This is a genomic window from Gorillibacterium timonense (assembly GCF_001457415.1).
Taxonomy (GTDB): Bacteria; Bacillota; Bacilli; order Paenibacillales; family NBRC-103111; genus Gorillibacterium; species Gorillibacterium timonense.
Genome location: NZ_LN881723.1, coordinates 306,083 through 330,886 on the forward strand (window position 1 = coordinate 306,083; position 24,804 = coordinate 330,886).

The following is a 24,804-nucleotide window of genomic DNA, read 5'->3' on the forward strand; positions in this document are numbered from 1 at the left end:
CGAATCCGCGTGAGTTAAGCAGCCGGATTCTTACGATCCTTGTTTTTCCGAATCCACGTTGTATGCCGTAATGATCTTCTGGACAAGGGTATGACGGACAACATCCTGTTCCGAAAAATAGGTAAAGCCGATCTCTTCGATGCCCCGCAAGATGCGCTCGGCTTCCACCAGACCGGATTTCTTGCCGCGGGGTAAGTCAATTTGGGTAATGTCACCCGTGATTACCATCTTCGAGCCGAAGCCGAGACGGGTGAGAAACATCTTCATCTGTTCGGGAGTCGTGTTCTGTGCTTCATCGAGGATGATGAACGAATCCTCCAGTGTGCGACCCCGCATATAGGCGAGAGGAGCGATCTCGATCAATCCCCGCTCCAGTGATTTGACCACTTGTTCGGGACCCAAGACATCGTTAAGTGCATCATACAACGGCCTCAGGTAGGGGTCAACCTTTTCCTGGAGGTCGCCGGGCAGGAAGCCGAGGCTTTCTCCCGCCTCCACGGCTGGTCGCGTCAGCACGATTCGCTTGACTTGCCCTTCCTTCAGGGCGGAGACGGCGAGCACGACGGCTATGTAGGTTTTGCCCGTTCCAGCCGGTCCGATGCCGAAGACGATATCCGTCTTCTTGATCTGGTTCACGTATTGCTTCTGACCGATGGTCTTTATACGAATCGGCTTTCCCCGGTATGTGACCGCGATGTCGCCCTTGAAGAGCTCAAGCAGTTGGTCGGCTTTGCCCTCCTTGGCGAGTTCCATGGCGTAGACAACGTCCCGTTCGGACAGCACGTAATGGTTGCGGATGAGTTCCAGCAGCACGTGAAACAGCTGCTCCAGGGCTTGTACCTCCCGTTGAGCACCCTCCAGGGTCACTTCTTCCTCGCGGGAATAAATCTTCACGGTACTCTCCCGTTCGATCAAATGGAGAAACCGGTCTTGCGGGCCGAATAGCGCCAATCCTTCGGCCATGTTGCCGAGTGTGATCTTGGCTGTGGCGGTTTGTTGGTTCAAAAGGCTCCTTCTCCTCGCTTTCGGTTGCTGTCGCTTCTCCCTCAAGTTTACTGGATTTGAGGCGCACTATGCAAGGTTGCCGATATCTTGGGCGGTCTGGTGCGGCTTTTCGCCCATTCGCCTCATTCGGCAGATCCAAATGATAAACGCCCGATAAACGTCGATAACCCCCTGACGCTACTTATGTATAGAGAAGACGTTTTTATGTCCTGCGAAGTTGTATCCTTCCGATCCACTCCGTCAAAAAAAGCCCGGCAATCGCCGGGCTTAACAGCTGTTACGGAGCTTCAACCAGTGCAAGCTGCGAGGTGATCTCCTCCTCCACCTCGTAATGCACCTTCAAGATCAGCTTTCCGTTCTCCTCTTTGCGTGAAAGCACCTTTTCTCCCGCTATCCGCGAGCCTTCTCCCGCCTGAAGCAGCAGATCGTCTCTTGCCCGCTTGAGCCCCTTCGCTTCCGCATCGGCTGCGCTCAGCTTATAGACGATCTCCTCGCTCTCCCGAACCGTGTCCTTCAGCCATCCGATAGGAAGAGTGAACTGGCGGAAGGACAGCATCTTCGGAGTGCCGATGGTGACGGAATGCTCGTAGTTTCCTTTACCGTATCCCGTGATCTGCAGCGCCCGTTTGCCGATGATCAAATAAGACTTCTCCGCAGATTCACCCGTGTAGGTCCGGTGAACCTGCTCCATCGGCACTTCTATGGTAGAGACATACCAGACCAGCCCAAACACCTTCCCTGTTGCCGGCACCCATTTGCGGTGTTCTCCATCGCCGAGCTGTCCCGAGATTAGCAGTTGTCCCTTGCGCACATAAGTGTTCGGTGCAACAACCGGCTTGCCCTTCTCCGCAAATATCTTGGTGACAAGCGCGTCCTTCTTGGCGATGAGATGGCGCGGACTGGCGAGAGGCTTGTCCTCCGGCTTGGTCGTTTCCACAATGCGAATGCGAATGCTCGTCCCGTTCCGTTCAACACCGATCCAGGTTGCATCGGGAAGCCGGGTCATGAGACCGCGGGCAAGCTCGTCTACCCCTTTCAGCCGAAAGATCCATTGATGCCGGTAGATTCCCTCCTGCCTTGCCGCGGATAAAACCGTTTGCTTCGAGAGCTTCTCGTTGCCCATCACATCCACTCTCCAGACGAGAGATGTCAAGAGAAACAGCCCGACGAGAAATCCCAATGCACCGGCCAGAAAAAGCTTGCGCTTAGCAACCCGTTTCACCCAGAAGGGAAAGCCATGCCGCCCTTCCACATGAATGCGGCAGCCTGTCCTCTTCAAGATTGGACGAAGGCGAAAAAAATCAGAAAGGTCCAGCTTCAGTCTCCCGATACCCGGTTCAACCAGCTGCACGTCCCAGAGTCTCAACCCTTCCCGTGCTGCTTCATTTAAGAAGGCTTCCACTTTCCCTCCTTTGAGCGACAAGGTCAAATATCCGCGAATGAATGCGATAGATGGCGCACGCACGGGCTCTCTCTCCTATCTGGGCTCATAATGAATGGTCTGAATCGTTCCCTCGATGAAAACTTCCTCCGGCAGGATCGCACGAATGACCAGCTCCTTGCCTTCGATGCGGAGCTGCCCCGCAGTCAAATCCAAATGAAGCTCAGTTGGGGTAAAATTCAGCACTCCGCGGTGGTTTTCAATGTACAATTGACGGTTGCCGATCATCGTGATGCGGGGCAGATCGTGAACCACATCTTCAGGGACATCGAGCACCGCTGCGGCAAAGGTATGAATTCGGCGTTTCAGTCGTCCCATTTGCCCGCTCCCCCCCTACACCGCAACAGGCGGCTTCTCTAATCCATATGACACAGCGGCTTCAACTATGTCTATGTCAGCTTTCCTCCGCCCGCTTTATCATGAAAACGCCATCATCTTCCGCGTTAACAAAATCTTGTCATTTCACGCTTCAACTTTGTCGATTTTTGTCTTATAATCGGAGCTATAGCATTATTTTCCTACATAAGCAGCTATGAAAGGGGACTTCCGGATGATGTGGAAAGAGAAGTACACGTTGGGCGTGGATTTGATTGATACCCAGCACAAAGAATTATTCGACCGGGTGGAGAGCTTCGTGCTCGTCCTGCGTTCCAAGGAATCATGGGACAGCAAAGTCGAGAAGGTTAAGGAGACGCTAGACTTCATGAAAGAATATGTGGTCAAGCATTTCCATGATGAAGAAGCCTATCAGCGGAAAGTATGTTACCCAGACTGCGACCGCCATTGCGAGGTACACGCCCAATTTACGGCCGAGGTCGGCGAGTTCGTGAAGCTTTTTGAAGAAGAAGGGTATCAAGAGCCGCTCGTGCAGAAGTTTGCCGGCAAATTACTCGCTTGGCTCATCAATCATGTGGCCGCAACGGATCAGAAAATCGCGGACCATGTCCATCGATTGGAGGAGCTGGCTCATGACTGATTTCGTCAATCCCTTCTATAAGGCTACTCAGGAAGTCTTCCGTCTGATGCTTGACTTGGAGATTCAGCCGAGCAGTGAGCAGCTCCAGACGAGCGAAGTAGCGAACAAGGAAGTCTGCATCAGCATCGGGATCACCGGAGATCTGGAAGGAACCATCTACTTCTGCTTTCCTGAAAGCATGACCCTGGAAATGGTACGAATCCTGTCCGGCATGGAAATGGACGCTCTTGACGATTTTGTTTCTTCCGCCATGAGCGAAATCGTCAATATCATCAGCGGCAACGCGGTGACCGGCCTCTCCGAGAATCATTATACGTGCGATATTCTGCCTCCCGTCGTCAAAGTATCCGATCAACCCTTGCAGTCGACCGCATCAGGTAAGGTCATTCCCTTGAAGACCGTTATCGGACCGATGGAAGTGGAAGTGGATCTGCAAAAAAAGGGAGCCTGATCCGGCCGGATCGCTCCCTCGTCATGCTTGGCTTTCTGAATTACTAATTGTCGATAAAGCAAAAAGAGCACCCTGTGAAGGGTGCTTTCTTGGCTTTCAGAAAAGAGGACCTTGGTTACTGCAGTTCTTGTTGAACGATTTTGTTTACAAGCTTACCGTCGGCGCGGCCTTTTACCTTCGGCATTAACGCGCTCATCACCTTGCCCATTTCCGCTTTAGAAGAAGCGCCTGTTTCTTGGATGGTCTGCCGCACAATGGCTTGAATTTCTTCTTCCGTTAACTGCTGCGGAAGGTACTTGGCGATGACGGCGATTTCCGCTTGCGCGGCTTCCGCCAGATCGTCCCGGCCAGCCTTTTGAAACTCCTGGAGGGCGTCTCTGCGCTGTTTGATTTCACGATTCAGGATATCCAAAACTTCATTGTCATCCAACGTTTTACGTTGATCGATTTCTATATTCTTAATCGCCGAACGAACCATACGGATTACGGAGAGTTTGAATTTGTCCTGGCTCTTCATCGCTTGCTTCATGTCTTCGTTCAATTGCTCGTTTAAGGTCATGGTAGGCTAAGTCCTCCTAGAACTTGCGCTTACGGGCAGCCTCAGACTTCTTCTTGCGTTTGACGCTAGGCTTCTCATAGTGCTTGCGCTTTTTTACTTCGGCCAAGACGCCATCCTTCGCAATGGAGCGCTTGAAGCGCCGAAGAGCAGCATCAATGGTTTCGTTTTTGCGTACTTTTGTTTCCGACACCAGATTTCCCTCCCTCCGAACAGACCGTCCAAGACGAATAACACACGGTTATCAAACTACATTATAGAGGAAAGGAAATCCTAGTGTCAACCATTGTGAAGGAAGCTTTTCGTTCGTCTGCAAGTAAGGGAGTTTCTTACCGTTTTTCGAGCATAGATCGAAGTTGAAAGGAAGGGGGAGTTTGATGCCGCAACGACGAAAAAATCGGTGTCGCAGCCCATGCGTAATCTTTTGTTATAATCGATCTTTGTCCCCCATTTAATGAAAAGATGCTGTATTCTTGTTTTGATAACGCTATGTTGCAAAGCTGCCGCGGGGATATGGGATCAACACGGCAAACAGGAGAAGCATGCTGCTGCGGCGGTTCCTATATCTGATCCAACGGCAAATTTTCATCCTTTGGTCTTGTCATAGTGATCGTCCCTGCTCCTTTCGTTTCCTCATTTCCACTCCGCGGCACAGGTAAAACAACAGCAGCGAGATTCCTATTATGCCCAAATCCATCAACGATGTGGCAAGCATCGCATCCTTACGCAGCCCGCTGGCCAAGGAAGTGACCAGCGCAACCAAAATCCCGGACAAGGCCCCAAACAAGGAGCTTGCCGTACGCATAGCACAAGGAGCTTGCAACCATGATCCTTCTTCTGCCGAAACCGTCCGATGCGATTCCCAGCCCAATTTGCCCCAGACCATATCCCAGCATGTAGAGGCCAATCGTCAGTCGAATCGATCCCGGATCGCTATGGTAGTGCTGGGTTAGCATCGGTAATGAGGGAGCATACAAATCAATGCCTAGTCCCATTAAAAACGGGATCAGAAACACCAGCAAGAGAACGCTTCGCTTCTCCCTTCCTTCCTCTTTCATATCGCCATACCTCATTTCAATGAGCAGCTCGCTCATAGGATCATTGCCGTTTGCTATTTCCCTATCCTACTTCAAAATCTAACGAAGAAAATCACCCCAACGCAAAAAACAGGGTGACATCTATCACCCTGAGAGCAGCAGCCTTCTCGGAAAATCTATCTTAAGCATTAAGGCCGTAAGCCTCTTCGATCATTACGTCTAGTACATTCAAGCATTCTTGCATGCTCTTCACTTCCAGCTTGCTGTAAATATGCCGAAGATGGGTCTTTATCGTATTCGTCGATACCTGCAGTTTCACCGGCAGCTCGTTAATGGCAACCCCCGACTTGATGTGGTAGAGCACTTCGATTTCTCTTGGAATCGCTGAGAAGCTGTAAAACAATTTTGCAATGGTTGATCTTGCCGTCTATTTTCAGCATAATGCAGACGACTCCCAAGCGCTCCTCATCAACCGTCACAGGTGCCGCTATGCAAGTCCAGGGATGGCAGGCGGTCCATGCATGCTCCTCCGTGTTCACAACGGACAATTCCCCTGTCTCCAGAACATATCCTACAGCAGTCGTTCCACAGCTTGAACGGCTCAAGGAAACGCCCAATTTGATTCCTTGCTCAAACAGCTCCTGCATCACGGTGGGTTCCGCAACAAAATCGATGATACATCAATGGATTTGTTGCGCTCATTTACGATCCTCCCTCTGGCAGCGGCTCGCGAATTCATTGCGTCATTCCTAACTTCTTCCCGCCGAGCAGATGGTAGTGCAGATGATGCACGACCTGTCCCGCATCCGGGCCGCAATTGTTGACGAGGCGGTAACCCGTTTCCGCAATTCCGAGCTCTATGGCGGTGATCTGGGCAGCCCGATGAATCGCCGCTATGATTCCTTCCTGTTCGCGGCCGACATCGTTCATGGAAGCAATATGCGTCTTGGGAATGATGAGAGCATGAACCGGTGCTGCCGGTTGAATATCATGAAAGACCAGCACCTCATCGTCTTCATAAACTTTGCGGCAAGGGGTATCTCCGGCGATGATCTGGCAAAAGATGCATTCTTTCAACATGAATCCTCCTCGCGAGTGATCCCATCTGAACGGGCTTTGATCCTGCACAGCTTCCATCCTTTTCAAGAAGAATGGTATGACTTATCCAACCAAATAGCAAGCTTAGGCCCTTGTCTGCGGATAGACGGACTTTGGGTCTCTCGGTATAATAACCTTGTCAGGAAGAAAAAGGAGGTCACCCCACATGAGGATTGCCGTAATCGGAGGGGGGCTGGCCGGACTCACGGCTGCCGCCTATCTTTCGGAATCGGATAGCATCGAGGGTGTATTGTTTGAGCGCAGCCCCCATTTGGGCGGAAGGGCGTTCACCTATGAGAAGAACGGCTTTATCCTGAATTACGGAGCACACGCCATCTATGGCGTGGACCGGCATGATCTGACCGACATCTCCAATGAGCTGAAGCTCGAATTCAACAGCAAGGAAGTTGACAAGCGCAAGGTCATGTATACAAAGAACGGAAAGATGACGGAAGCTCCGCTCGATTTTGTCAACCTGGTGAAGACAGATCTGCTTACCGCCATGCAAAAGGTTCGTTTCGTTGGAGAAATTACCTCGGTGATCGCCCAAATCCATAAGATCAAACATTTCCCTACACTCGGAGATTATTTGCGAGAATCGAAGGCGGACGAAGAGATCAAGGAGCTATGGGAGCATCTAGTCTGCTCCAACTTCTTCATTTCACCGGAAGATGCAAGAAAAGTGTCCGGTGCCGTCATCAGCGAGTATTATCACAACCTGTTTCTGTCGCGTCGTCCGGTGAACTACATTCTCGGAAGCTGGGCGATGATCACCGGGCAGCTGGAGGCGAAGATTCGGAAGTCGGAGACGTTCGAAATTCGGCTTAAGGATCCCGTGGAAGAAGTCATCCCCGAGGAAGGCGGATATCGGGTAAGAAGCAAACAGGGTGAAACCGTTTTCGACCGCATTGTTTTCGCTACGCCTCTTCAACAGACCTTGCGCTTGCTCTCGCCTACAGAGTGGGCTCCTTATCTCGCCAAATACGAGAATAATACGCCAACCGAGGTTATGGTATACGACGTCGGCTTACGCGAGATTGTCGCCCGGCCTTTTACGTATATCAGCGATATGGACAATAAGATGTTCATCAGCGACGTATCCGCCACCGACCCGACCCTGGTGCCGGAAGGCGGTCAATTGCTTCAAGGAATCGCCTACCTGACCGGACATTTTGAACGGGAGGAGGAGCTGGACCACTACCTGGACGCCAAGCAAAACCAAATGGAGACCCTCTTCGACCGGTATTATCCGGGCTGGAGGGAATCGGTGAAGGTGAAGCGCGTGTCCAAGAAAGCTATGGTAACCAGCGTGAAGAACACGGCGGACAACGAGTTGCTACCCGTACGGATCCCGCAAGTTCCGTTTTTCTTCTGCGGAGACGGCTGCGTCGGTAAGGGAGAGCTCGCCGAGCGATCCTTCTCCAGCGCCCGGACGGTTGCCCGGATGCTTTTGGAGGAGGCAATGCTTCTAAGCAGCTAACCGGGTTGGAACCATCCATCATACAGACCGCCTTCCTTCGAATGCATTCGAGGAGAGGCGGTCTACTTTCTTTTCCGGGCAGGAATCCTGTTATTCGAGCGCGGTCGGTTGTAGTATGGCAGATCAAAATAAGTTATACTGGATCAGACCGATGTTAATTCCTTCCTTGAGGTGTACCTATGGGTTTCAAAAGCGGTAAATCGTTCTCACTCAGCCATTTTCTAATTCCGATCTTATTGACGGGAGTCTACATATTCGAGCATTCCCATAGAGAGCCCAAGCTGCTGGCCGTCATCCTTCTTTCGTTCGGCTGGGCCGCTTATCTGGTCTGGCACTCTTATCGCAATACCCGGTTGCTCGGTTCTTTCCGGAGCAAGCAGTTCAGAGCCTATCTGCTTATGGATTCGATTGTGCTGACCTTGATCTTTCTTCTCCCCGAATGGAACGGAGAGGTGCAGCCAACCTGGCTGGTTCTCCCTTTTGTCCTCATCTACGCCGCCGAGCTCGGCATCCGGTATGGAGTCTTTATGAGCGGCTGTTCCCTCGTGGCGCTACTGATCTTCTATTGGGTTGGCAATCAGCCGTTTCCCTTGTTCGATCTGTTTACTGTTGTCCTCTCCATGGGGACTTTTATCTTCTTTATAGGAAGCCGAACGAACAAGCTGCAGCGGCTTGCCTATCACGATCCGCTAACCGAATTGTACAACCGCCCGATGTTTATCGAGCAGTTGGCCGCTTATCTGGAGGCCGTGAAGGGCAAAAACATGCAGCTCGGCTTGTTGTTTCTGGATTTGGACCAATTCAAATATGTCAATGACACGATGGGCCACAGCATGGGAGATCGCCTGCTGTCGCTCGTCTCGGAGCGTATTCAAAATGTTCTTCCGGATGACGCCTTGTTCGCCCGGATGGGCGGTGATGAGTTTACGATCCTGCTACCCGAAATCAAGCATACGGATCGGGCAGCCGAAATCGCCGAAGCGATCCTGCATGTCATGCGTCAGTCGTTCCCGCTCGGGCATCAGGAAGTGTTCGTGACCATGAGCATTGGGATCTCGGTGTTCCCAGAAGACGGCGGCGACCCAGAGGCATTGATGAAAAATGCGGACACCGCCATGTACCGCGCCAAGGAACAGGGCCGCAACAACTATCAATTCTATTCCCCTGTCATCGATTCTAAGGGACATCGCAGGCTGAAGATGGAGACCATGATGCGCCACGCTCTGGAGCGGGACGAATTCATCCTGCTCTATCAACCTCGGCTGAGTCCCATGACCGGAGAATTGGTGTGCGTCGAAGCACTCGTTCGGTGGAACCATCCCGAGTTCGGCCTCCTGCCCCCCTCCGAGTTTATCCCGCTTGCAGAGGATACCGGTCTCATCGTCCCGCTCGGCGAAAAGGTGCTGCGGCTTGCCTGCAGCCAACGCCGCCAGTGGGTAGAAAGCGGATTAAGCGACTTTCAGATGAGCGTGAACCTCTCTGCCCGCCAATTCCGTCAAACCGATCTGCCGGAAACCATTGCCACCGTCCTGGGTGAATACGGCCTCGGCTCCGAATGGCTTGAGTTGGAGATCACCGAAACCGCGGCGATGCAGGACGTCCATTTTGCCACGTTGATGATGCGCGTATTGAAGGAAATGGAATTGCGCATCGCGATCGACGACTTTGGAACCGGCTATTCCTCCCTCAGCTATTTGAAGAAATTCCCGATTGATGTCATCAAGATCGACCGTTCCTTCATAAAAGGGATTGAGCATGAGCCGGACGACGCGGCCATCGTTCACGCGATCATCGCAATGGCGCAAACCTTAAAGCTGCAAGTGACCGCCGAAGGGGTCGAGACCCCTGAGCAATATGAGTTTTTGAAAAAGCTCGGCTGCAACGAGATTCAAGGGTTCTACATTGGCCAACCCATGACTCCTGCACAGCTGGAAGCCTGGGTGTCCAAAAACACCGCTGTTGACTATGCGTAGGGCACGCCGCGCAAGTTAAGCATGAGTTCAACTCGACGAGCTTTTGATCGGAAAGCAATTCATCTTGAAGGTGCGAAAAAGAATGGGGCCGACTCCTCCGAGCAGCCCCATTCTTGTATATTCTTGTACGTACGATATCGGATCTCTCTTATTGGAGCTAGTCTCCTATTCGCTCGTAAACGCTTAAGTACGGTTCCTCATGAACGAACGTGAAACCGGCTTTTTCCAGCACTCGGCGTGAAGACTTATTCTCATGCTCCGCCTTTCCGACGATTTTCGGTACCGCTCCAAATTCTCGCAGTTCGGCTAATCCCCATTCGACCGCTGCTATAGCCGCTTCCGTCCCGTATCCGTTGCCTTGGTAGGCTTCACCGATGTGATATCCGATCTCCACATCCGCAAGCTCTTCTTCCGGTCCGTGGAACTTGCTGATCCCCACAAGACCAATTAGCGCTCTGTCCTCTTTTCGTACAATGGCCAAGCCGCAATCATCTTTGAGCACATTTACCCTTCGCGACCATGTGGCGATATTATTCTCCATTCCACGAATCCAAAACGCTTCCGTTAAACAATGGGGTTCTTGAAAGTAAAACCATCGCCTACGGGAAGCTTCATTGCACATCTTCACATACGGATGAACATCCTCCATCTGAAGGGGCCGGTAAAGCAGCCTTTCGCTCTTGAAATATTGATTTACAGGCATACTCATAAGAATTCCCTTCCTATTTAATTGGCGATACTCCCGCTTCTCTTTCCACTACCAACTGCCAAAGCTCCATCCCCGGATTGAAGGGCGCTTCCATTCGGTCCTCCAAATAATACTCCGCAGCCAGCATTTCCGTCATGGCATAAGGCGAGTTTGGCAGCCATTTGTCGTATAGATGGGAGTAAGCACCTGCCAATGCCGAGCTGGTGAGCGTCTCCCGGTCGCTCGCGTGGAAAGAGACACGTGCGTATCGTCCGGAAGGCAGGGTGAAGCTGCGCATCCCTTCGGGAATCTCATGCAGACAAGAAACTTGCACACCCATCATGTAAGTGCCCATGCTCATGTCCTTCTCGCATTCATACACAAGACCGAAGCTTGCGGCAGGCGTCGCCGGGTCAGGAATCAAACAGGGCTCGTCATTTCCATAGAATTGGCCGATCAAATGGTCGATCATAGGCTGTTTTTTCTCCTCGTCGGCGAAAGGAACGCGTTCCGCACGGCCGATTACCCAAAGCGGCTCTTGGAGGTTGAATGTGTCAACTTGATACTCCGTTGTCATTATCATAGGTTGATACCGGTCGATTCCTTGCCGAATTCGTGTTTGTAAAGCGAGAAGCTCTTGCTCGATGCTGTCCAAGAGACGCCTCTCCGATCGAACGACCGCTAGTTGGGTTTGAACAAAACTGACCCACGACTCTGGTTCGGCTTGCAAAAGTTTACGGATTTCCTCAAGCGTGAAACGAAGTCTGCGAAGGTACTGCAAGCGCTGCATGCGCTCATGCTGCTCGTCTTCATAAAAGGCATACCCGTTGATCGGATCAATGCCAGCAGGTTCAAGCAGACCGATGTCTTTGTAGTATCGTAGCGTCTTTTTGGATACATGATGCAAGCCTGCAAACTGACCGATTGTATATCGCATGTTCTCACCTCTGGCTACATCATAAAGCATTCCGCAAGGGCACGGTCAAGCGGCTAAACACTTACCTGTAGCGAGCATAACGGTAATTGTGATAAGGTTTCCTTTGCGCTCGTACTCGGAGACAACATGTTCATACCAAGACCAAGGCGCTATCATCAACTGGAACTCGCGGCCATGATGAAGGATGCTTTCTCTTTGAAATGATTCGAATTGACCGATATAACACAGGTCAACATCACTGTGCTTTGTAGCTTTCCCCGATGCATAAGATCCGCAAAGGATAACGGTCTCAACCTCACTTCGAGTCGCTAAATCCTGATCAAGAAACTCGTGTATGAAGGCGAAATTTGCTATCAATCCAACCACCCTTCCCCGTTCGATAATTCCATAGTATATAATTGTTGTCCATATTTTCTAGTAACCCTCTAAATGATCAACTCCAACGCCGCTCTGACTGCTGTGGTTTTTTGCTGAGAACTATGAGATTATCATATCTGGAAAGACGTAACGCAGGAAGATAACCCTTGAAAAAGCAACCGAATCAGGTGCGGAAGCAATCTTTGATGTTCAAATCAGAGCCATTCCCCGCTTATTGGAACAGGATCAGGACTTTGCTACGAATCCGGCAAATGAAATCATGGAACGAGTCGTGAAAATATATCAGAAGAATAGGGGATAGAAAATGAAGGTCGTCGCTCTGTTCAGAGGAATCAATGTCGGCGGGAAAAATATCGTCAAGATGGCAGATTTGATACGAGTCCTGACAGCCTTAGGGCTACAGAATGTGAAAACCTATATTCAAAGCGGCAACGTCGTTTTTGAAACGACTCTTGACGAAGAGACCTTGCTTAAAAAGATAGAGGCTGCGTTCGTGGAGAGCTTTGGCTTTGAAAGCAACGTACTGGTACGTAGCGCAGATGAATTACAAGTTCTCATTGAGCAGCTTCCATTCACGGACACGGAATTGTCGGAAGCAGTAGCAGCGGACCCACAAGTCGAGCACCTCTACGTCTACTTTTTAGAGGAAGCACCAAGCCAGATCCAGACGGATGAAATCCGCAAGGCGTATACAGGCCCAGATCAACTACGAGCAGGAAAAAAAGAGATCTATTTTCTTTGCCATCCAAGTATCCGAAACTCAAAGCTTGCCGTTCGAGCCTCAAAAGAGTTCGACTCCGCTACCGTACGTAACTGGAAAACCGTAAAGAAGTTGTATGATATGCTGACGAATCTATAACCATGCAACATCACATGATCGCAGTTATCTCAAGCGGCTTACTATGCAAGCAAGCATAGGTGGAAATTACCCTGCTCTTCAATCGCAAAAAGCGGAGTGTGGACAATTCCACACTCCGCTTTTTTGATGGTACGTTCGTCGTTCGCGAGCGTCCAAGTCCTCTATCCGTGGGCTGCCGTCCCGTTAGCCGCAGCTCTCATGACAGGCGCTGCAGGCGGAAGGAGCACAAGCCAGCGGCTCCTGAAACATAGGAGGCAGAGTCGCGTCATAGACCGCCAATCGCAAGCACAACCGGACGGCTTCCCATTCAGGCGACTTCGGCTCCATGCCGAGCTTTGGCTCCAGCTGTTTCCGAGAGAGATGATAGCGGAACTTGCGCAGAATGCGCAGCCGCTTCTGTTCAAGAACAGCGGGATCGACAGTGACGTTCCATTCGATCAGGAAGTCCTCCAGTCGATCCAGATCGCCTTCCACCTTCGTTTCCCCTTCCATCATGAACCCCTCCATTCCGCTGTCCGATCCTATCCGTACGCTTACGTTTTTCGCATACTAGAGCGCGTTTCGCTCTTCCGCTTGCTCTGCTTGCCTCATCGCCTTGACCAGCCAAAGCGGCGGGTTGTTCTTCAACTTCTCAAGCAGCTGCTCCAGCTGCTCCGATACGCGTGTGCCGAGCGCCACCTTCACGGGCATAACTCCTTTACGCGTCACGCGGGCCGCAGCCGCCGGACCGATCTGACTAATGAACAGCAGAGTACAATCTGCTACCGCCGCCACTCGATTCTCGATCTTGTCGACTTCTCCTTCATCGGTCACATGCGCCACGTCCCGACTTTCCAAGTAATGATAGCCCGACTCATCGATGTGAAGGATCGTGAACCGCTCGCAGTGGCCAAAATGGGCATCCACCGTTTTCCCATCCATCGAGGCAAAAGCGACTTTCATGCATGATTCCTCCTTTCCGCCGCTAACAGCTGATTCCCGATCTGATTCATCCACTCCGTCGTTCCCCGGTACCCGACCGACACGGTCAAACCGGCGCCAAACCGGTCGAAGATGGGAAATCCACAGGGAACGAAGGGAACTCCCAGACGGTGCGCGCCTTGCTCGCCATGGGAATTGCTCACCCACAGATCAACACCGTCCGCAGAAAGGTCCTCCAGATCGCCAAGGTCCCCGATTAGCGTACCGGGAGACAGCTTGCCGCCTGAATGGGGGCGAGCTGCCGCGACCCGAATGTCCGGCCGCGCTCCCATTTCGCGGAACCATCCTTCAAGCACACCAAGATGATCCGCTTCTAAAGCCAGGGCAATCTTTTTGCCTCCATACACAAAGTGTGCATCCAACATCGCATCCATCAGGAATTCCCGCTGCCAGCGGTATTTGACGGACACCGGCTCCGAGCCGATCCTTTGCAGGAAAGCGAAGAAATCGTCCGTCGCATCCAGACCGGTGACACCTTTAAAGAGCTTATAAGGGATTTCCGCATGTTTTTCGAGCAGCTTCGCCGCTCCTTCCATGCTCTGCCCCACCGCGATCGTCCACTCCGAAGCGGCTGCTTGCTTCAACAGATCCAGCGGCACTCCTCCCCGAGACAGAGGCGTGTGACCTGTCAGCAGATGACCGGCTAGCGATGTGGAAATATCGGGAAGGGCAATCACCTCAAGCCCAAAGCTCGAGATGATCTCCTTCAGCTCCATCACGTCGCCGGGAGTGAGATGAGCGCCGGGAAGCAGGTTCACCCGGTTGCGGATTTTTTTCTTGGGATGATTCGCTCCGGTCAACACATCCTCAAGCAGAGCTTCGATCGTACGGGCATAGCCGCTTTCCAAGGAGCCTTGAAAATCGGGCAGCATCGCGCAGCTGAGCAGCTTTCCGCCCATGTCGTGCCTTTTGCGGTACAGGTTCAATTCGCCGCGAATGTCTTCTCCCGATACATCGGTGAGGGCGGTACTGAGAACGACGGTAACATCCGGATTGTGTTTGGCTCGTATTGTGTCAAGAGCTTCGAATAGGCTGGCTTCCCCACCGAAAATGACGTTGAACTCCTGCAGAGCGCTCGTCTGCAGAGCGACAGGCTCGCGATAGTGTCGGGTCATGAGTGCTTTCGTGAATGCAGCGCAGCCTTGAGCGCCATGCAGAATCGGCATCGCGTGATAGACTCCCTGAAGCGCGAGCGTTCCTCCGACCGTCTGGCTGATTTTGAGCGGATTGACGGAAAGGCGTTTGACTCCGCCCGCAGGGTTGGCATTGCCGGCATAGCTTGCAGCATCAGCGGTCGGTTCCATTCGCCCTCGCTCCTTCCCACGGCGCCGGTCTGCGCACGAGATTCCAAACCGGATGCTCCAATGCAGCGACCAGATCAGCCGCTAGCCTGCGCATACCGACATAGCCCGCATACGCTTTATGCCGTTCCTGGTTAATGTCGAGAAAGGGAATCTGCTCCTTCATCGAGACATAGAGATTTCGTCCGCCTGCGATCATGAGATCGGCCTTACGCTCCCTAACCGTCTTCAAGATGCGAGCGGCTCCGCCCTCTGGAATCAAGTCGGCATCCATGCCCACGCGCTCTTTGATCCGGGAGATATCCTCGTCGGTGCTTTTGTTCGTTCCGACGCCCACCACTTGGATGCCCAGCTCCTGAAGAGCGGTGATCATGGACCAGCTCTTCACTCCTCCGGTGTATAGCACCGCTTTTTTGCCGCGCAGCTTTTTGCGGAGGGGGAGAAGATCATGCGTCAGGGCTTCCTCCTCGGAGCGGATCAAACGGCTCACCTTGCGGTCGATCTCGTTGTCACCGATAAGAAACGCCAATTGACGCAAGGAAAACCCCGTTTCCCGTGCGCCGTAAAAGGACCCTTCGAAATAAGGGATTTGATACGTTTCTTCCATTCTTCTCGCTAAGGTGACGAGCGCTCGGCTGCAGACCACCATATTGGCGTTCGCATGACGCGCCTTCCCGATGTCCCGGAAGCGCCCATCTCCGGTGATGCGGGAGAGGATGTGGATGCCAGCTTTGTTCAACAGCTCTTCGATATCCCATTGCTCTCCGGCGATGTTGTACTCGCCGATCAGGTTAACGAGCGGTTGCGAGATTTCCTCCGGATCCAGGGGAGTTCCATTCCCCTTCGAGATGACATGATCGAACAATGCTTCTCCCGCGAGCCGGTTTCCCCAGTTTTTGCTTCCGGCAAAACCCGGACTGTGCACCGGGATAACGGGGATGTGATATTCCTTCTCCGCTTCCTGGCAGGCGCGGTCCATGTCCTCTCCGGTCAGCGCCGTCACGCAGGTGGAATATACAAAGATCGCCGGCGGATGGTAACGGACGGCGATGTCTGAAATGGCTCCCTTCAGCTTCTGTTCGCCGCCCATCACGATGTCCTGCTCGCTGAGATCGGTCGTAAATCCGAAGCGGGACAGATCGGGGCCGGAGGAGAGACTCCCCCGGCTTTCCCAACTGTTCCCGAGGCATCCAATCGGACCGTGAATCAGATGCGCGGCGTCCGCGATGGGCAATAGGGTGATCTGGGCGCCATCGAAAGCGCAGCCGCCTGCCGCCTCGCCCGGCTTCGGCCGGGCACATCCCTTCTTCTCCGGCTTGCTGTGCTCGCAAGCCGGCTCCTGATTCCATTCGTTCCGGCTCCCTTTCATCCTGCCGCCCTCCTTTCGCGTCCGCTTGTCCGGTTCCGTTCTTTTACCGGACGAGATCGAAGTTATACCCCGGTGATTCCTCGTCGAGCTTTTCCAATACGGAGTTGACCGTAAGGGTCAGCAGATTAAGCGCACCTTGGTAGCCGATAATCGGATACCGGTGAAGATGATGTCGGTCGAAGATCGGGAAGCCGACCCGGATGAGCGGCGTATCCGAATCCTTTGCCGCATATTTCATATGGGTGCTCCCATAGACGAAGTCAACCGGATCGGTGATGAGCAGCGAACGCATATGCCACAAATCCTTGCCGATGTACACTTTGCCGTCGATTCCGTAAGGAGAAGATTTCAACAGCTCGGTCGCTTCCTCCTCGAACTCCTTGTCGCCGTTTGTGCAGACGATATGAACCGGCTCTAGGCCGACTTCCAGACAGAAGGAGATGAGCCCCAGCAGGAAGTCAGGATCTCCCGCCATCGCCACGCGGCGACCATGCAGGTAAGGATGGGAATCCGCATAGGCATCCACAACGCGTCCGCGCTCTTTTACAAGCACTTCCGGGATGGGTTTGCCCGTGATCCGGCTCGCCTCTGCCAGCAGCTTGTCGGTAGCGCCGACTCCGATGGGCGAATAGAGAGCGACGGTTTCCTTCTTCCATTTGTCTTGGACCATCGCTGCGGTTTTCTTGGTGGAGTACTTCTGCAGGAAGAGCGTACCAGCTGCTCCGGGAGCCGCGGCCACTTCCTCCGGCGTTGTTCCTCCATAATAGTAGTGATATTCTCCATCTGCCGGAGAATCCAGGTTGTCGCTGTAATCTCCCAGAACGGTCAGCTCGGCCCCAAGCAGAGAGAAGAGCCGCTTGATTTCTGCAAAATCTCCGGTGTAGGTGTCGAAGCCCATCACGACGTTAACAGCTCCCTCTCGGGCAGGCGCTTCGGTCGGATCCGCTCCACCGCGTTCGGAGAGATAGGTCAGCATCGATCTCATCATCGCGTCATAGCCCGTGATATGCGACCCGACAAAGCTCGGAGTGTTGGCGAAGGCGACCGGGAAATCTTCCGGTATCGCTCCCTGGTTGCGGGCGTTTCCGATAAACGAGCTCAGGTCGTCGCCGATGACTTCGGCCATGCAGGTGGTGCTCATGGCGATCATTTCCGGCTTGTAGAGCGCGGTTGCGTTGCGAAGTCCTTCTATTAAATTGTTCATTCCGCCGAAGACGGCAGCGTCCTCTGTCATCGAGGAGGAGACGGCCGGAACCGGCTCCTTGAAATGGCGGGACAAGTGGCTGCGGAAGTAGGCGACGCAGCCCTGAGAGCCTTGAACGAAAGGCAGAGTCTTGGCGAAGCCAAGAGAAGCAAGCACCGCTCCCAAAGGCTGGCAAGCTTTAGCCGGGTTGATCACCAGCGCTTCTCGCGCAAAGTTTTTCTCCGCATACTCCTTCGTCTTGGTGTAAGCCAGAGTGCTCTCCACCTCTTGCAGCGAGCAGGGGTTTTCGAACTGCCGTTTCCGTTCGGCCTGCTCCAGATAATCTCCCGTGGAGAACAATGTATTATGGTCGCGTGTTACGAATGAATCGGACATCGGAAGCCCCCCTTTATACCGTTTTTTTCATCAGGCCCCATACCGGGCTGTTGATGGCCATATCCATGTCGCGGGCAAATACCTTAAACCCGTCGAAGCCGTGATAAGGACCGCTGTAATCCCAGGAATGCATTTGCCGGAACGGAATGCCCATCTTGTGATAGACATACTTTTCCTTGACCCCGGAGCCCATGAGGTCGATATCGAGCCGCTTCGCGAGGAATTCAAGGTCGAAGGCGGCAGGGTCGTCATACAGGATCGTTCCATTCTCAAGATCCTTGATCGTGCGCGTGTACTCTTCCTTGTGGGCGAATTCGAATCCGGTAGCGACTACATCCATGCCGAGATCCTCATACGCGCCGATGGTATGGCCGGAACGGAGTCCACCGATCAGGAGCATGACCTTCTTGCCCTCGAGCCGCGGACGGTATTTGGCGATGACGGCGTCCATCTCCGCCTTGTACTCGGCGATGACGCGTTCGGCGTTCTCCTGGATCGTCGAATCAAAGTGAGCGGCAATCTTGCGCAAGCTTTCATACGTCTTGGACGGACCGAAGAAGTTGTATTCCATCCACGGAATGCCATACTGCTCTTCCATCGTGGTACAGATGTAGTTCATCGAACGGTAGCAGTGGATGAGATTGAGCTTGGAATGGTGAGCGATGCTGACTTCGTTCAGTGTCCCGTCTCCGGTCCATTGAGCGATGACGCGCAGCCCGATCTTTTCCAACAGGATTCGTGATGCCCAGGCATCGCCGCCGATGTTGTAGTCTCCGATGATGCAGACGTCATAAGGCGTCGTATCTTCGAGCGTTCCCTTGCCCATGACATGATCGCGGATGGCGTCGTTGGCGATATGGTGACCGAGCGACTGGCTGACGCCGCGAAAGCCTTCGCAGCGGACCGGTACGACCGGCATCGACAGCTCCTTGGTCATCTTCTTGCCGACGGCTTCAATGTCGTCGCCGATGAGGCCGACCGGGCATTCGGATTGAACCGAGATGCCCTTCGCAAGCGGGAACATGGCGGTAATCTCCCGGCAGATCTGCTCCAGCTTCTTGTCACCGCCGAAGACGATGTCCTTCTCCTGGTAATCGCTCGTGATCTGCATAGCCCCGAAGGCATCCACGCCAAGCACGCCATTCTGATAGTTGCGTCGGGTTCCCCAGCTGTACTGCCCGCAGCCGACCGGACCGTGGCTGATGTGCACCATGTCCTTGATCGGGCCCCAGACAACCCCCTTGGAACCGGCATAAGCGCAGCCGCGAACCGTCATGACACCGGGGCGGGATTTGATATTGGATTTCACCGAGCATTTGCTGCTTTCGATGTTTTCTTCGGTAGCCACTTCAAAATGCTTGGCTCGCAGCTTCCGGGTTTTCTCGGGATAAGCCTCTAGCAGCTCCTGGATGAGAGCTTCGCCCTTTTCTACAGGTAAACGCTTCTCGGTTGTGCTCATGCTCTAGCCTCCTTCGCCTCCAGCCGCTTGATTGCCGTTTCGTCGTCTTCAATGATACCGAATTCCATAAGAAGCTCTTCCAGCTCTTCCATTTCGATCGGAGTCGGAATCGTCATCATGTCGTTATGCAGGATCTTGTCGGCAAGTGTTTCATATTCCTTGGCCTGCGGGTGATCCGGGAAGTATTGAGCAACGGTCATACGGCGGAGCTCGGCGTGCTGAACGACATTGTTGCGGGGGACGAAATGGATCATTTGGGTGTTCAGACGGCGGGCAAGCTCCATGATCAGCTCATCCTCGCGGTCGGTGTTCCGGCTGTTGCAGATCAAGCCGCCCAGACGGACGCCGCCGGTGTTCGCGTATTTCAGAATCCCTCGGGCAATGTTGTTCGCCGCATACATCGCCATCATTTCGCCGGAACAGACGATGTAGATCTCCTGCGCTTTGTTCTCGCGGATCGGCATGGCGAATCCGCCGCAAACAACGTCACCCAGAACGTCATAGGATACAAAGTCGAGTCCGTCATAAGCCCCTTGCTCTTCCAGAAAGTTGATCGAGGTGATGATGCCGCGTCCTGCGCAGCCAACGCCCGGTTCCGGACCGCCGGATTCCACGCATTGGATTCCGCCAAAGCCTTCGCTTACGACATCCTCGAGCTCCAGGTCTTCGACCGTACCGCGTTCGGCGGCCAGATGAAGCACGGTTTGCTGAGCTTTCGTGTTCAAGATCAACCGGGTGGAGTCCGCTTTCGGGTCGCAGCCGACGATCATGATCTTTTGACCGAATTTCGATGCGAGCTGTGCCAGCGTGTTTTGTGAAGTCGTGGATTTGCCGATGCCGCCTTTACCGTAAAATGCGATTTGACGAAGCTTTCCCATGAAACTCAACCTCCCAGATTTGTTTTAAGGTTTGGCGACGAACGCCGATGTGCCCAAGTAGCGGTAAAATCGAGCTGCTTCCATCAGTTCCTTTTCGATCTCGCCCTTCTTTACGATCGGTGCGATTCCAGCTTCCCGGAATAGTCGGGATGGATTCTCGCCGATGCCGGAGGAGAGCAGGATGTCGCAATCGGACAGCATGGCGACAGTTTCCTCCAAAATCCTCCCTTTGCCTGCGGGATCCGCGCAATCCGCGGTACCGTTGCAATAAGCCTGAACCTTCCGGACCCCGAGCAGCCGAGGACCCGTTTCCTCCACCTCATAGACGAGAAATTCCTTTGCATGGCCGAAGTGCAGGTTGATTTTCCCATTGCCACGCGTTGCGACTGCGACCTTCACGGAGCCGGGCTGGCGCTTGGAAGAACCTCCTCCGCATGCGCCTGACCTCAGCGTCCGCTGCTCCTGCTTAGCGAGCATCTGCTTCTCCAGTTCGAGCTGAATCGCCTCCCTCTCTTCAGGTGGATATGTTCTACGGATGGCCAGCGTGTCTTGCGTTCCTGCGGATGCGGTATCTCCCCCCAGAAACCCGATCGCATCGGCTCGACACTGCCGGCAATGCCGCATGACCGGCATAACAGCGGAACAAGCTTCTTGAATCTTCAGCGTTTCGGATCCGCTCGGTCCTACGCGGCCTTCCCGTTCGTAAGGGCTGCCGGGACTGATAATGAGCGGCATGATATTGTGAGTAAAGGCTCCCCAGGCGCTAACCGTTTCCGCCACCTTCAGAAGATGGCTGTCGTTCACGCCCGGTATGAGCACGGAATTGATTTTGCATAGGATGTCTTTCTTCCTCAACTCTTCGATCCCCGCCGCCTGTCTCTCCAGGAGAATCTCGGCCGCTTCCTTGCCCCGGTAGGTTTTGCCCCGCCAGTGAACCCGGTCGTAGATTTCGGCTGCGATATCGGGATCGACCGCATTCACCGTTACGGTGACATGGCCGATTCCAAGGCGCTCCAAGTCTTCGATATGATCGGCGAGCTTGAGACCGTTGGTGCTGAGGCAGAGCTCAAGTTCCGGCCATGTCTCTTTGATCAGCGAAAAGGTTTCGAAGGTTTGCCGGGGATTGGCAAGCGGATCGCCGGGGCCGGCGATTCCAACCACCGAAAGCTGTGGCAGAGTGCTGATCGTTTCTTGAACCTTGCGGTACGCTTCGGAAGGCTTTAAAACCTGACTGACCACACCGGGACGGCTTTCACTGACGCAGTCGTATTTGCGGTTGCAGTATTTGCAGTGGATGTTGCATGCGGGAGCCACGGCCAGATGCATCCGGGCAAAATAATAATGGGCGTCTTCGCTGTAGCAAGGGTGGCGGATCGATCGGGGTTCCATGGGTTCACCGTTCCTTTCTCTCGCATGTCAGGTTATTTCACCTTCGTGTTGAAGCTCGTTGTGGAATTGTCTACATAGTACAGATTTCGTGGAAAAAACGTCAATGATATGTAACGCTTACAAACACGCTTTAACAATTTCGTCGCATTATATGTCATATATTCTAACATACATATAACATGTATTCGCTTTCAATCATTTTTAAAGCGCATACAAAACGATCGATTCCTTGATAATCGTTCTCATAATTGAATCGATCTTCACTTCCCGCTTGCCAAAACGCCAAATCGATCTATAATGTGGATGAATCCCCGCTTGAAAAAGGAGGAAACCATGCCGATCCGCATCCACTTATTCGCCGGTCTAGCAGACGAAATTGGCGAAACCCCGCTCGCGATGGACTTGCCCGAGAGCGGCCTCACCGTCCAGGACTTGAAGGCGGAGTTGGTTCGCCGCCATCCGGGAGCCGACCGTTGGGTCCGCCAATCGCTCACCTCCGTCAACCGCACATTCGCCCCGGACGACCAGCTCCTCCGGGATGGTGATGAGATTTCCCTCATCCCGCCGCTATCAGGCGGTTGAAGCTGCTTTCATCTTGTGCAAAAAGGCTGCTCAAAACCGGAGCATCTCCGGCTTTGAGCAGCCTTTTTCGCCACACCCGCTATCGAGAGAAAGCCATTCTCAGAGAGAACCGCATAATTCGCAGCGAGGAGCCTGCGCCACATCGATTTCAACCGATTGGAAGGTTAAGGAATCGAATCTCATTAGCTTGCCGGCAAGCCCAGGTTTGCCGAGCAGCCATTTGATCGCTTCGAGCGACGCCATGCAGCCAGCCATCCCCGACACGGCCCCCAGCACAGGAAATCCGAGCGGCTCCCACACCTTTGGCGATTCTGGATACAAGCATTCCAAGCAAGGCGTCTCCCCCGGCACAACGGTTGTCATTGAGATTTCATAGCCATACATGGCAGCCTCTATCATCGGCTTTCCTTCCGCCAAGCAAAGGCGGTTCAGCTCGTATCGTTCCGGAAAGTCGTAGCGGGCGTCGATGACTAGATCCGCCTTACGGACAAGCGGGCGCACCGCTTCAGGTTCGACCTTGCCGTTCCAGACCTCGATCTCCACATCAGGATTCAGCTTGGATAGACTTTCCGTTGCCTGATCGACCCGCGTCCGGCCGATGCCGTCCGTCGACATGAGGATTTGACGATTCAAATCGGGAAGCACCGTCACCCCTTCATGAACCAGAATCAGCTTTCCAATACCCGCCGCAGCCAAATACAAGGCAGCCGTTCCGCCAAGACCGCCGACTCCGGCAACAAGCACCGTCGCGTTCCGCAGCTTCGCCTGCCCTTCCACTCCGACCATATCCATCTGGCGAAAATACCTTCCCGCCCCCGCTTGAGGATCTGCATGTCCATGAATCTCGTTATTTGTCATGAGTATCTCGCTCCTAATCGTGACAGTTTCTTAAAATGCCGCTACAATATACGCTAATATCTCCGATGCCGAGGAGGCCTTCACATGGATAAAGACCGCTATTCCAGACAAATTCGTTTCCGCGCCATCGGCGAGAACGGCCAGACTGCACTCTCGCAAAAGCATGTCATTGTCATTGGAGCAGGCGCACTCGGTTCTGGCATTGCCGAAACATTAACGCGCGCGGGAATTGGTACGTTAACGATCATTGACAGGGATTACGTGGAATCAAGTAACCTGCAGCGACAATCCCTATACAGTAACGCAGATGCCGCAGCGAGGCTTCCCAAAGCCATCGCCGCAAGGAATCGCTTGAACGAGATCAATCCCGACGTCGTCATTCACGCTCATGTTTTGGACGCCGCCCCCGCGGATCTGGAGAAACTGGTTCCAGGTGCTGATCTCTTGATGGACGGAACCGATAATTTCGATACCCGCCTCATCGTCAACGACCTCGCCCAGAAGCATGGCATCCCCTGGATATACGGAGCGTGCGTGGGTAGCTCCGGCATGAGCTTTACCATCCTCCCTGGCTCCACCCCCTGTCTCAGTTGTCTACTCGCTTCCGGCATTATGACGGGAGAAACCTGCGACATAGGCGGCATCGTCGCCCCGGCTGTTCAAGCGGTCGTCGCCCACCAGACCGTGGAAGCCCTGAAGCTGCTTACTGGGAACGAAATGGATCTTCGCCAAACCTTTCTCACGTTTGATTTGTGGAGAAACCAACATTACGAAGTCGATTTATCCGGAATGCGCAACCCGGGTTGCCCCTCCTGCGGAAGCGAGCGCACGTATCCCCATTTGGCTGCAGGCAGCCGGTTGAAAGCGGCCGTCCTATGCGGGAGAGATACTGTTCAGCTTCGTCCCTCGAATGGCCTGCCGTTGAATCTGAATCAATTGGCCGAGCTCTTAGAGCGACTCGACGGTCATCTCGACCGTAACCCCTATCTTCTCTCTTACTCGCACGAAGATAAAAGGCTGGTCTTTTTCCCGGATGGGCGTGTCCTGGTTCACGGAACGAACAGCATCGCGGAAGCGAAACGGCTTTATCACGGACTTATCGGTTGATCCTCACCTGCCGGTTCGCGCGCGAACGACCTGTCCAGCCTCCGCAAACATCAGGAAGCTTGGAACAGGCCGTTTTCGTTTTTTTACAGGTTGTTCGTACCGGTACTGATGGTATAGGCCTCATCCACTCGGCTTACGAAGATTTTGCCATCTCCGTAATGGCCCTTAGGCTGTGTTTTGGCATTGCGCATAATGATAGAGATCAGATCATCCTTGTCGTCATCCTCCACAACGATCATCAACATGACCTTCGCAATCTCATCGTAATGAATACCTCCCGCTTCGATCCCTCTCTGCTTTCCCCGACCGGACACTTCCGTCTTGGTGACCGACGGAAATCCCGCTTCAAGAAGCGCCGAGATTACCTCATTGACCTTTTGCGGCCGAATGATGGCCCTGACCATTAACATACCTCTCACCCT

General features: G+C 53.4%; 28 protein-coding genes and 1 pseudogene. 7 read left to right on the forward strand and 22 right to left on the reverse strand.

Features of this window, described 5'->3' with window-relative positions; translation table 11 throughout:
* Positions 1-30: 30 nt before the first annotated feature.
* The 3 genes from BN2684_RS09225 to yqfC all read right to left on the reverse strand — a co-directional run bounded on the left by BN2684_RS09225 (position 31) and on the right by yqfC (position 2,764).
* Positions 31-1,005, reverse strand: coding sequence for a PhoH family protein (locus BN2684_RS09225; protein ID WP_058301882.1), 975 nt, complete (start codon positions 1,003-1,005; stop codon positions 31-33).
* A 277-nt stretch (positions 1,006-1,282) separates the two neighbouring features.
* Positions 1,283-2,470: a sporulation protein YqfD gene (gene yqfD, locus BN2684_RS09230; protein ID WP_058301883.1), complete on the reverse strand. Its 1,188-nt coding sequence runs from the start codon at positions 2,468-2,470 to the stop codon at positions 1,283-1,285.
* 12 nt (positions 2,471-2,482) lie between these two features.
* Complete coding sequence (yqfC, locus tag BN2684_RS09235) at positions 2,483-2,764, reverse strand: sporulation protein YqfC (RefSeq protein ID WP_058301884.1); 282 nt, start codon at positions 2,762-2,764, stop codon at positions 2,483-2,485.
* 232 nt (positions 2,765-2,996) lie between these two features.
* Here yqfC and BN2684_RS09240 point away from each other — a divergent pair, with 232 nt between their 5' ends.
* Entirely contained in the window at positions 2,997-3,422 is a 426-nt protein-coding gene (locus tag BN2684_RS09240; RefSeq protein ID WP_058301885.1) for a bacteriohemerythrin, read from the forward strand.
* Entirely contained in the window at positions 3,415-3,873 is a 459-nt protein-coding gene (locus BN2684_RS09245) for a chemotaxis protein CheX (RefSeq protein ID WP_058301886.1), read from the forward strand. Before BN2684_RS09240 ends, BN2684_RS09245 begins: the two co-directional genes overlap by 8 nt.
* A 115-nt stretch (positions 3,874-3,988) precedes the next feature.
* Here BN2684_RS09245 and BN2684_RS09250 read toward each other — a convergent pair whose 3' ends face one another.
* The 6 genes from BN2684_RS09250 to BN2684_RS09270 all read right to left on the reverse strand — a co-directional run bounded on the left by BN2684_RS09250 (position 3,989) and on the right by BN2684_RS09270 (position 6,546).
* Positions 3,989-4,432, reverse strand: coding sequence for a GatB/YqeY domain-containing protein (locus tag BN2684_RS09250; protein ID WP_058301887.1), 444 nt, complete (start codon positions 4,430-4,432; stop codon positions 3,989-3,991).
* 16 nt (positions 4,433-4,448) lie between these two features.
* On the reverse strand, positions 4,449-4,622 hold the full coding sequence (rpsU, locus tag BN2684_RS09255; RefSeq protein WP_005547957.1) for a 30S ribosomal protein S21: 174 nt from the start codon (positions 4,620-4,622) through the stop codon (positions 4,449-4,451).
* Positions 4,623-5,151: 529 nt separating this feature from the next.
* The gene (locus tag BN2684_RS09260; protein WP_159065775.1) at positions 5,152-5,487 is read right to left on the reverse strand and encodes an MFS transporter; all 336 of its coding nucleotides are present in this window, start codon (positions 5,485-5,487) and stop codon (positions 5,152-5,154) included.
* A 160-nt stretch (positions 5,488-5,647) separates the two neighbouring features.
* The gene (locus BN2684_RS09265; protein ID WP_262360907.1) at positions 5,648-5,869 is read right to left on the reverse strand and encodes a response regulator transcription factor; all 222 of its coding nucleotides are present in this window, start codon (positions 5,867-5,869) and stop codon (positions 5,648-5,650) included.
* Positions 5,796-6,113 (reverse strand): GAF domain-containing protein, encoded by a 318-nt coding sequence (locus BN2684_RS25350; RefSeq protein ID WP_392389011.1) that lies wholly within the window; start codon positions 6,111-6,113, stop codon positions 5,796-5,798. Before BN2684_RS25350 ends, BN2684_RS09265 begins: the two co-directional genes overlap by 74 nt.
* A gap of 88 nt (positions 6,114-6,201) precedes the next feature.
* Positions 6,202-6,546: a histidine triad nucleotide-binding protein gene (locus tag BN2684_RS09270; protein ID WP_058301890.1), complete on the reverse strand. Its 345-nt coding sequence runs from the start codon at positions 6,544-6,546 to the stop codon at positions 6,202-6,204.
* A 184-nt stretch (positions 6,547-6,730) separates the two neighbouring features.
* Here BN2684_RS09270 and BN2684_RS09275 point away from each other — a divergent pair.
* Both BN2684_RS09275 and BN2684_RS09280 read left to right on the forward strand, forming a co-directional pair.
* Positions 6,731-8,044: pseudogene (locus tag BN2684_RS09275) on the forward strand (FAD-dependent oxidoreductase); the annotation flags it as partial.
* Between the two features lie 179 nt (positions 8,045-8,223).
* Positions 8,224-10,017: a putative bifunctional diguanylate cyclase/phosphodiesterase gene (locus BN2684_RS09280; protein WP_058301892.1), complete on the forward strand. Its 1,794-nt coding sequence runs from the start codon at positions 8,224-8,226 to the stop codon at positions 10,015-10,017.
* Positions 10,018-10,174: 157 nt separating this feature from the next.
* Here BN2684_RS09280 and BN2684_RS09285 read toward each other — a convergent pair whose 3' ends face one another.
* The 3 genes from BN2684_RS09285 to BN2684_RS25355 are packed head-to-tail and all read right to left on the reverse strand — an operon-like array spanning position 10,175 to position 12,008.
* Complete coding sequence (locus BN2684_RS09285; protein ID WP_058301893.1) at positions 10,175-10,726, reverse strand: GNAT family N-acetyltransferase; 552 nt, start codon at positions 10,724-10,726, stop codon at positions 10,175-10,177.
* A gap of 13 nt (positions 10,727-10,739) precedes the next feature.
* Positions 10,740-11,642, reverse strand: coding sequence for a MerR family transcriptional regulator (locus tag BN2684_RS09290; RefSeq protein WP_058301894.1), 903 nt, complete (start codon positions 11,640-11,642; stop codon positions 10,740-10,742).
* A 45-nt stretch (positions 11,643-11,687) separates the two neighbouring features.
* The gene (locus BN2684_RS25355) at positions 11,688-12,008 is read right to left on the reverse strand and encodes a nucleotidyltransferase domain-containing protein (RefSeq protein ID WP_392389005.1); all 321 of its coding nucleotides are present in this window, start codon (positions 12,006-12,008) and stop codon (positions 11,688-11,690) included.
* A 316-nt stretch (positions 12,009-12,324) separates the two neighbouring features.
* Here BN2684_RS25355 and BN2684_RS09300 point away from each other — a divergent pair, with 316 nt between their 5' ends.
* On the forward strand, positions 12,325-12,879 hold the full coding sequence (locus BN2684_RS09300; protein ID WP_058301896.1) for a DUF1697 domain-containing protein: 555 nt from the start codon (positions 12,325-12,327) through the stop codon (positions 12,877-12,879).
* A 183-nt stretch (positions 12,880-13,062) separates the two neighbouring features.
* On the opposite strand, the gene BN2684_RS09305 is transcribed toward BN2684_RS09300, so the two are convergent.
* Genes BN2684_RS09305 through nifB form a run of 8 tightly spaced genes read right to left on the reverse strand, consistent with a single transcriptional unit; the run spans position 13,063 to position 21,835 of the window.
* Entirely contained in the window at positions 13,063-13,374 is a 312-nt protein-coding gene (locus BN2684_RS09305; protein ID WP_159065776.1) for a nitrogenase-stabilizing/protective protein NifW, read from the reverse strand.
* Positions 13,375-13,428: 54 nt separating this feature from the next.
* Entirely contained in the window at positions 13,429-13,821 is a 393-nt protein-coding gene (locus BN2684_RS09310) for a NifB/NifX family molybdenum-iron cluster-binding protein (protein ID WP_058301898.1), read from the reverse strand.
* The gene (nifN, locus tag BN2684_RS09315) at positions 13,818-15,164 is read right to left on the reverse strand and encodes a nitrogenase iron-molybdenum cofactor biosynthesis protein NifN (RefSeq protein ID WP_058301899.1); all 1,347 of its coding nucleotides are present in this window, start codon (positions 15,162-15,164) and stop codon (positions 13,818-13,820) included. Before nifN ends, BN2684_RS09310 begins: the two co-directional genes overlap by 4 nt.
* Positions 15,148-16,530: a nitrogenase iron-molybdenum cofactor biosynthesis protein NifE gene (nifE, locus tag BN2684_RS09320; RefSeq protein ID WP_058301900.1), complete on the reverse strand. Its 1,383-nt coding sequence runs from the start codon at positions 16,528-16,530 to the stop codon at positions 15,148-15,150. The genes nifN and nifE overlap by 17 nt, the downstream gene beginning before the upstream one ends.
* Before the next feature lie 43 nt (positions 16,531-16,573).
* Positions 16,574-18,109: a nitrogenase molybdenum-iron protein subunit beta gene (gene nifK / locus BN2684_RS09325; protein WP_058301901.1), complete on the reverse strand. Its 1,536-nt coding sequence runs from the start codon at positions 18,107-18,109 to the stop codon at positions 16,574-16,576.
* Positions 18,110-18,122: 13 nt separating this feature from the next.
* Positions 18,123-19,568 carry a nitrogenase molybdenum-iron protein alpha chain gene (gene nifD, locus BN2684_RS09330; RefSeq protein ID WP_058301902.1) on the reverse strand — a complete coding sequence of 482 codons (1,446 nt, stop codon included), beginning with the start codon at positions 19,566-19,568 and terminating at the stop codon, positions 18,123-18,125.
* Entirely contained in the window at positions 19,565-20,446 is an 882-nt protein-coding gene (gene nifH, locus BN2684_RS09335; protein ID WP_187385764.1) for a nitrogenase iron protein, read from the reverse strand. Before nifH ends, nifD begins: the two co-directional genes overlap by 4 nt.
* Before the next feature lie 24 nt (positions 20,447-20,470).
* Complete coding sequence (gene nifB / locus BN2684_RS09340; RefSeq protein ID WP_058301904.1) at positions 20,471-21,835, reverse strand: nitrogenase cofactor biosynthesis protein NifB; 1,365 nt, start codon at positions 21,833-21,835, stop codon at positions 20,471-20,473.
* 333 nt (positions 21,836-22,168) lie between these two features.
* On the opposite strand from nifB, the gene BN2684_RS09345 reads away from it, so the two are divergent.
* Positions 22,169-22,417 (forward strand): MoaD/ThiS family protein, encoded by a 249-nt coding sequence (locus BN2684_RS09345; protein WP_058301905.1) that lies wholly within the window; start codon positions 22,169-22,171, stop codon positions 22,415-22,417.
* 99 nt (positions 22,418-22,516) lie between these two features.
* Here BN2684_RS09345 and BN2684_RS09350 read toward each other — a convergent pair whose 3' ends face one another.
* Positions 22,517-23,275: a HesA/MoeB/ThiF family protein gene (locus BN2684_RS09350; RefSeq protein ID WP_058301906.1), complete on the reverse strand. Its 759-nt coding sequence runs from the start codon at positions 23,273-23,275 to the stop codon at positions 22,517-22,519.
* 84 nt (positions 23,276-23,359) lie between these two features.
* Here BN2684_RS09350 and BN2684_RS09355 point away from each other — a divergent pair, with 84 nt between their 5' ends.
* On the forward strand, positions 23,360-24,382 hold the full coding sequence (locus BN2684_RS09355) for a ThiF family adenylyltransferase (protein WP_058301907.1): 1,023 nt from the start codon (positions 23,360-23,362) through the stop codon (positions 24,380-24,382).
* Between the two features lie 83 nt (positions 24,383-24,465).
* Here BN2684_RS09355 and BN2684_RS09360 read toward each other — a convergent pair whose 3' ends face one another.
* Positions 24,466-24,786 carry a P-II family nitrogen regulator gene (locus tag BN2684_RS09360; protein WP_199825310.1) on the reverse strand — a complete coding sequence of 107 codons (321 nt, stop codon included), beginning with the start codon at positions 24,784-24,786 and terminating at the stop codon, positions 24,466-24,468.
* Positions 24,787-24,804: the final 18 nt, after the last annotated feature.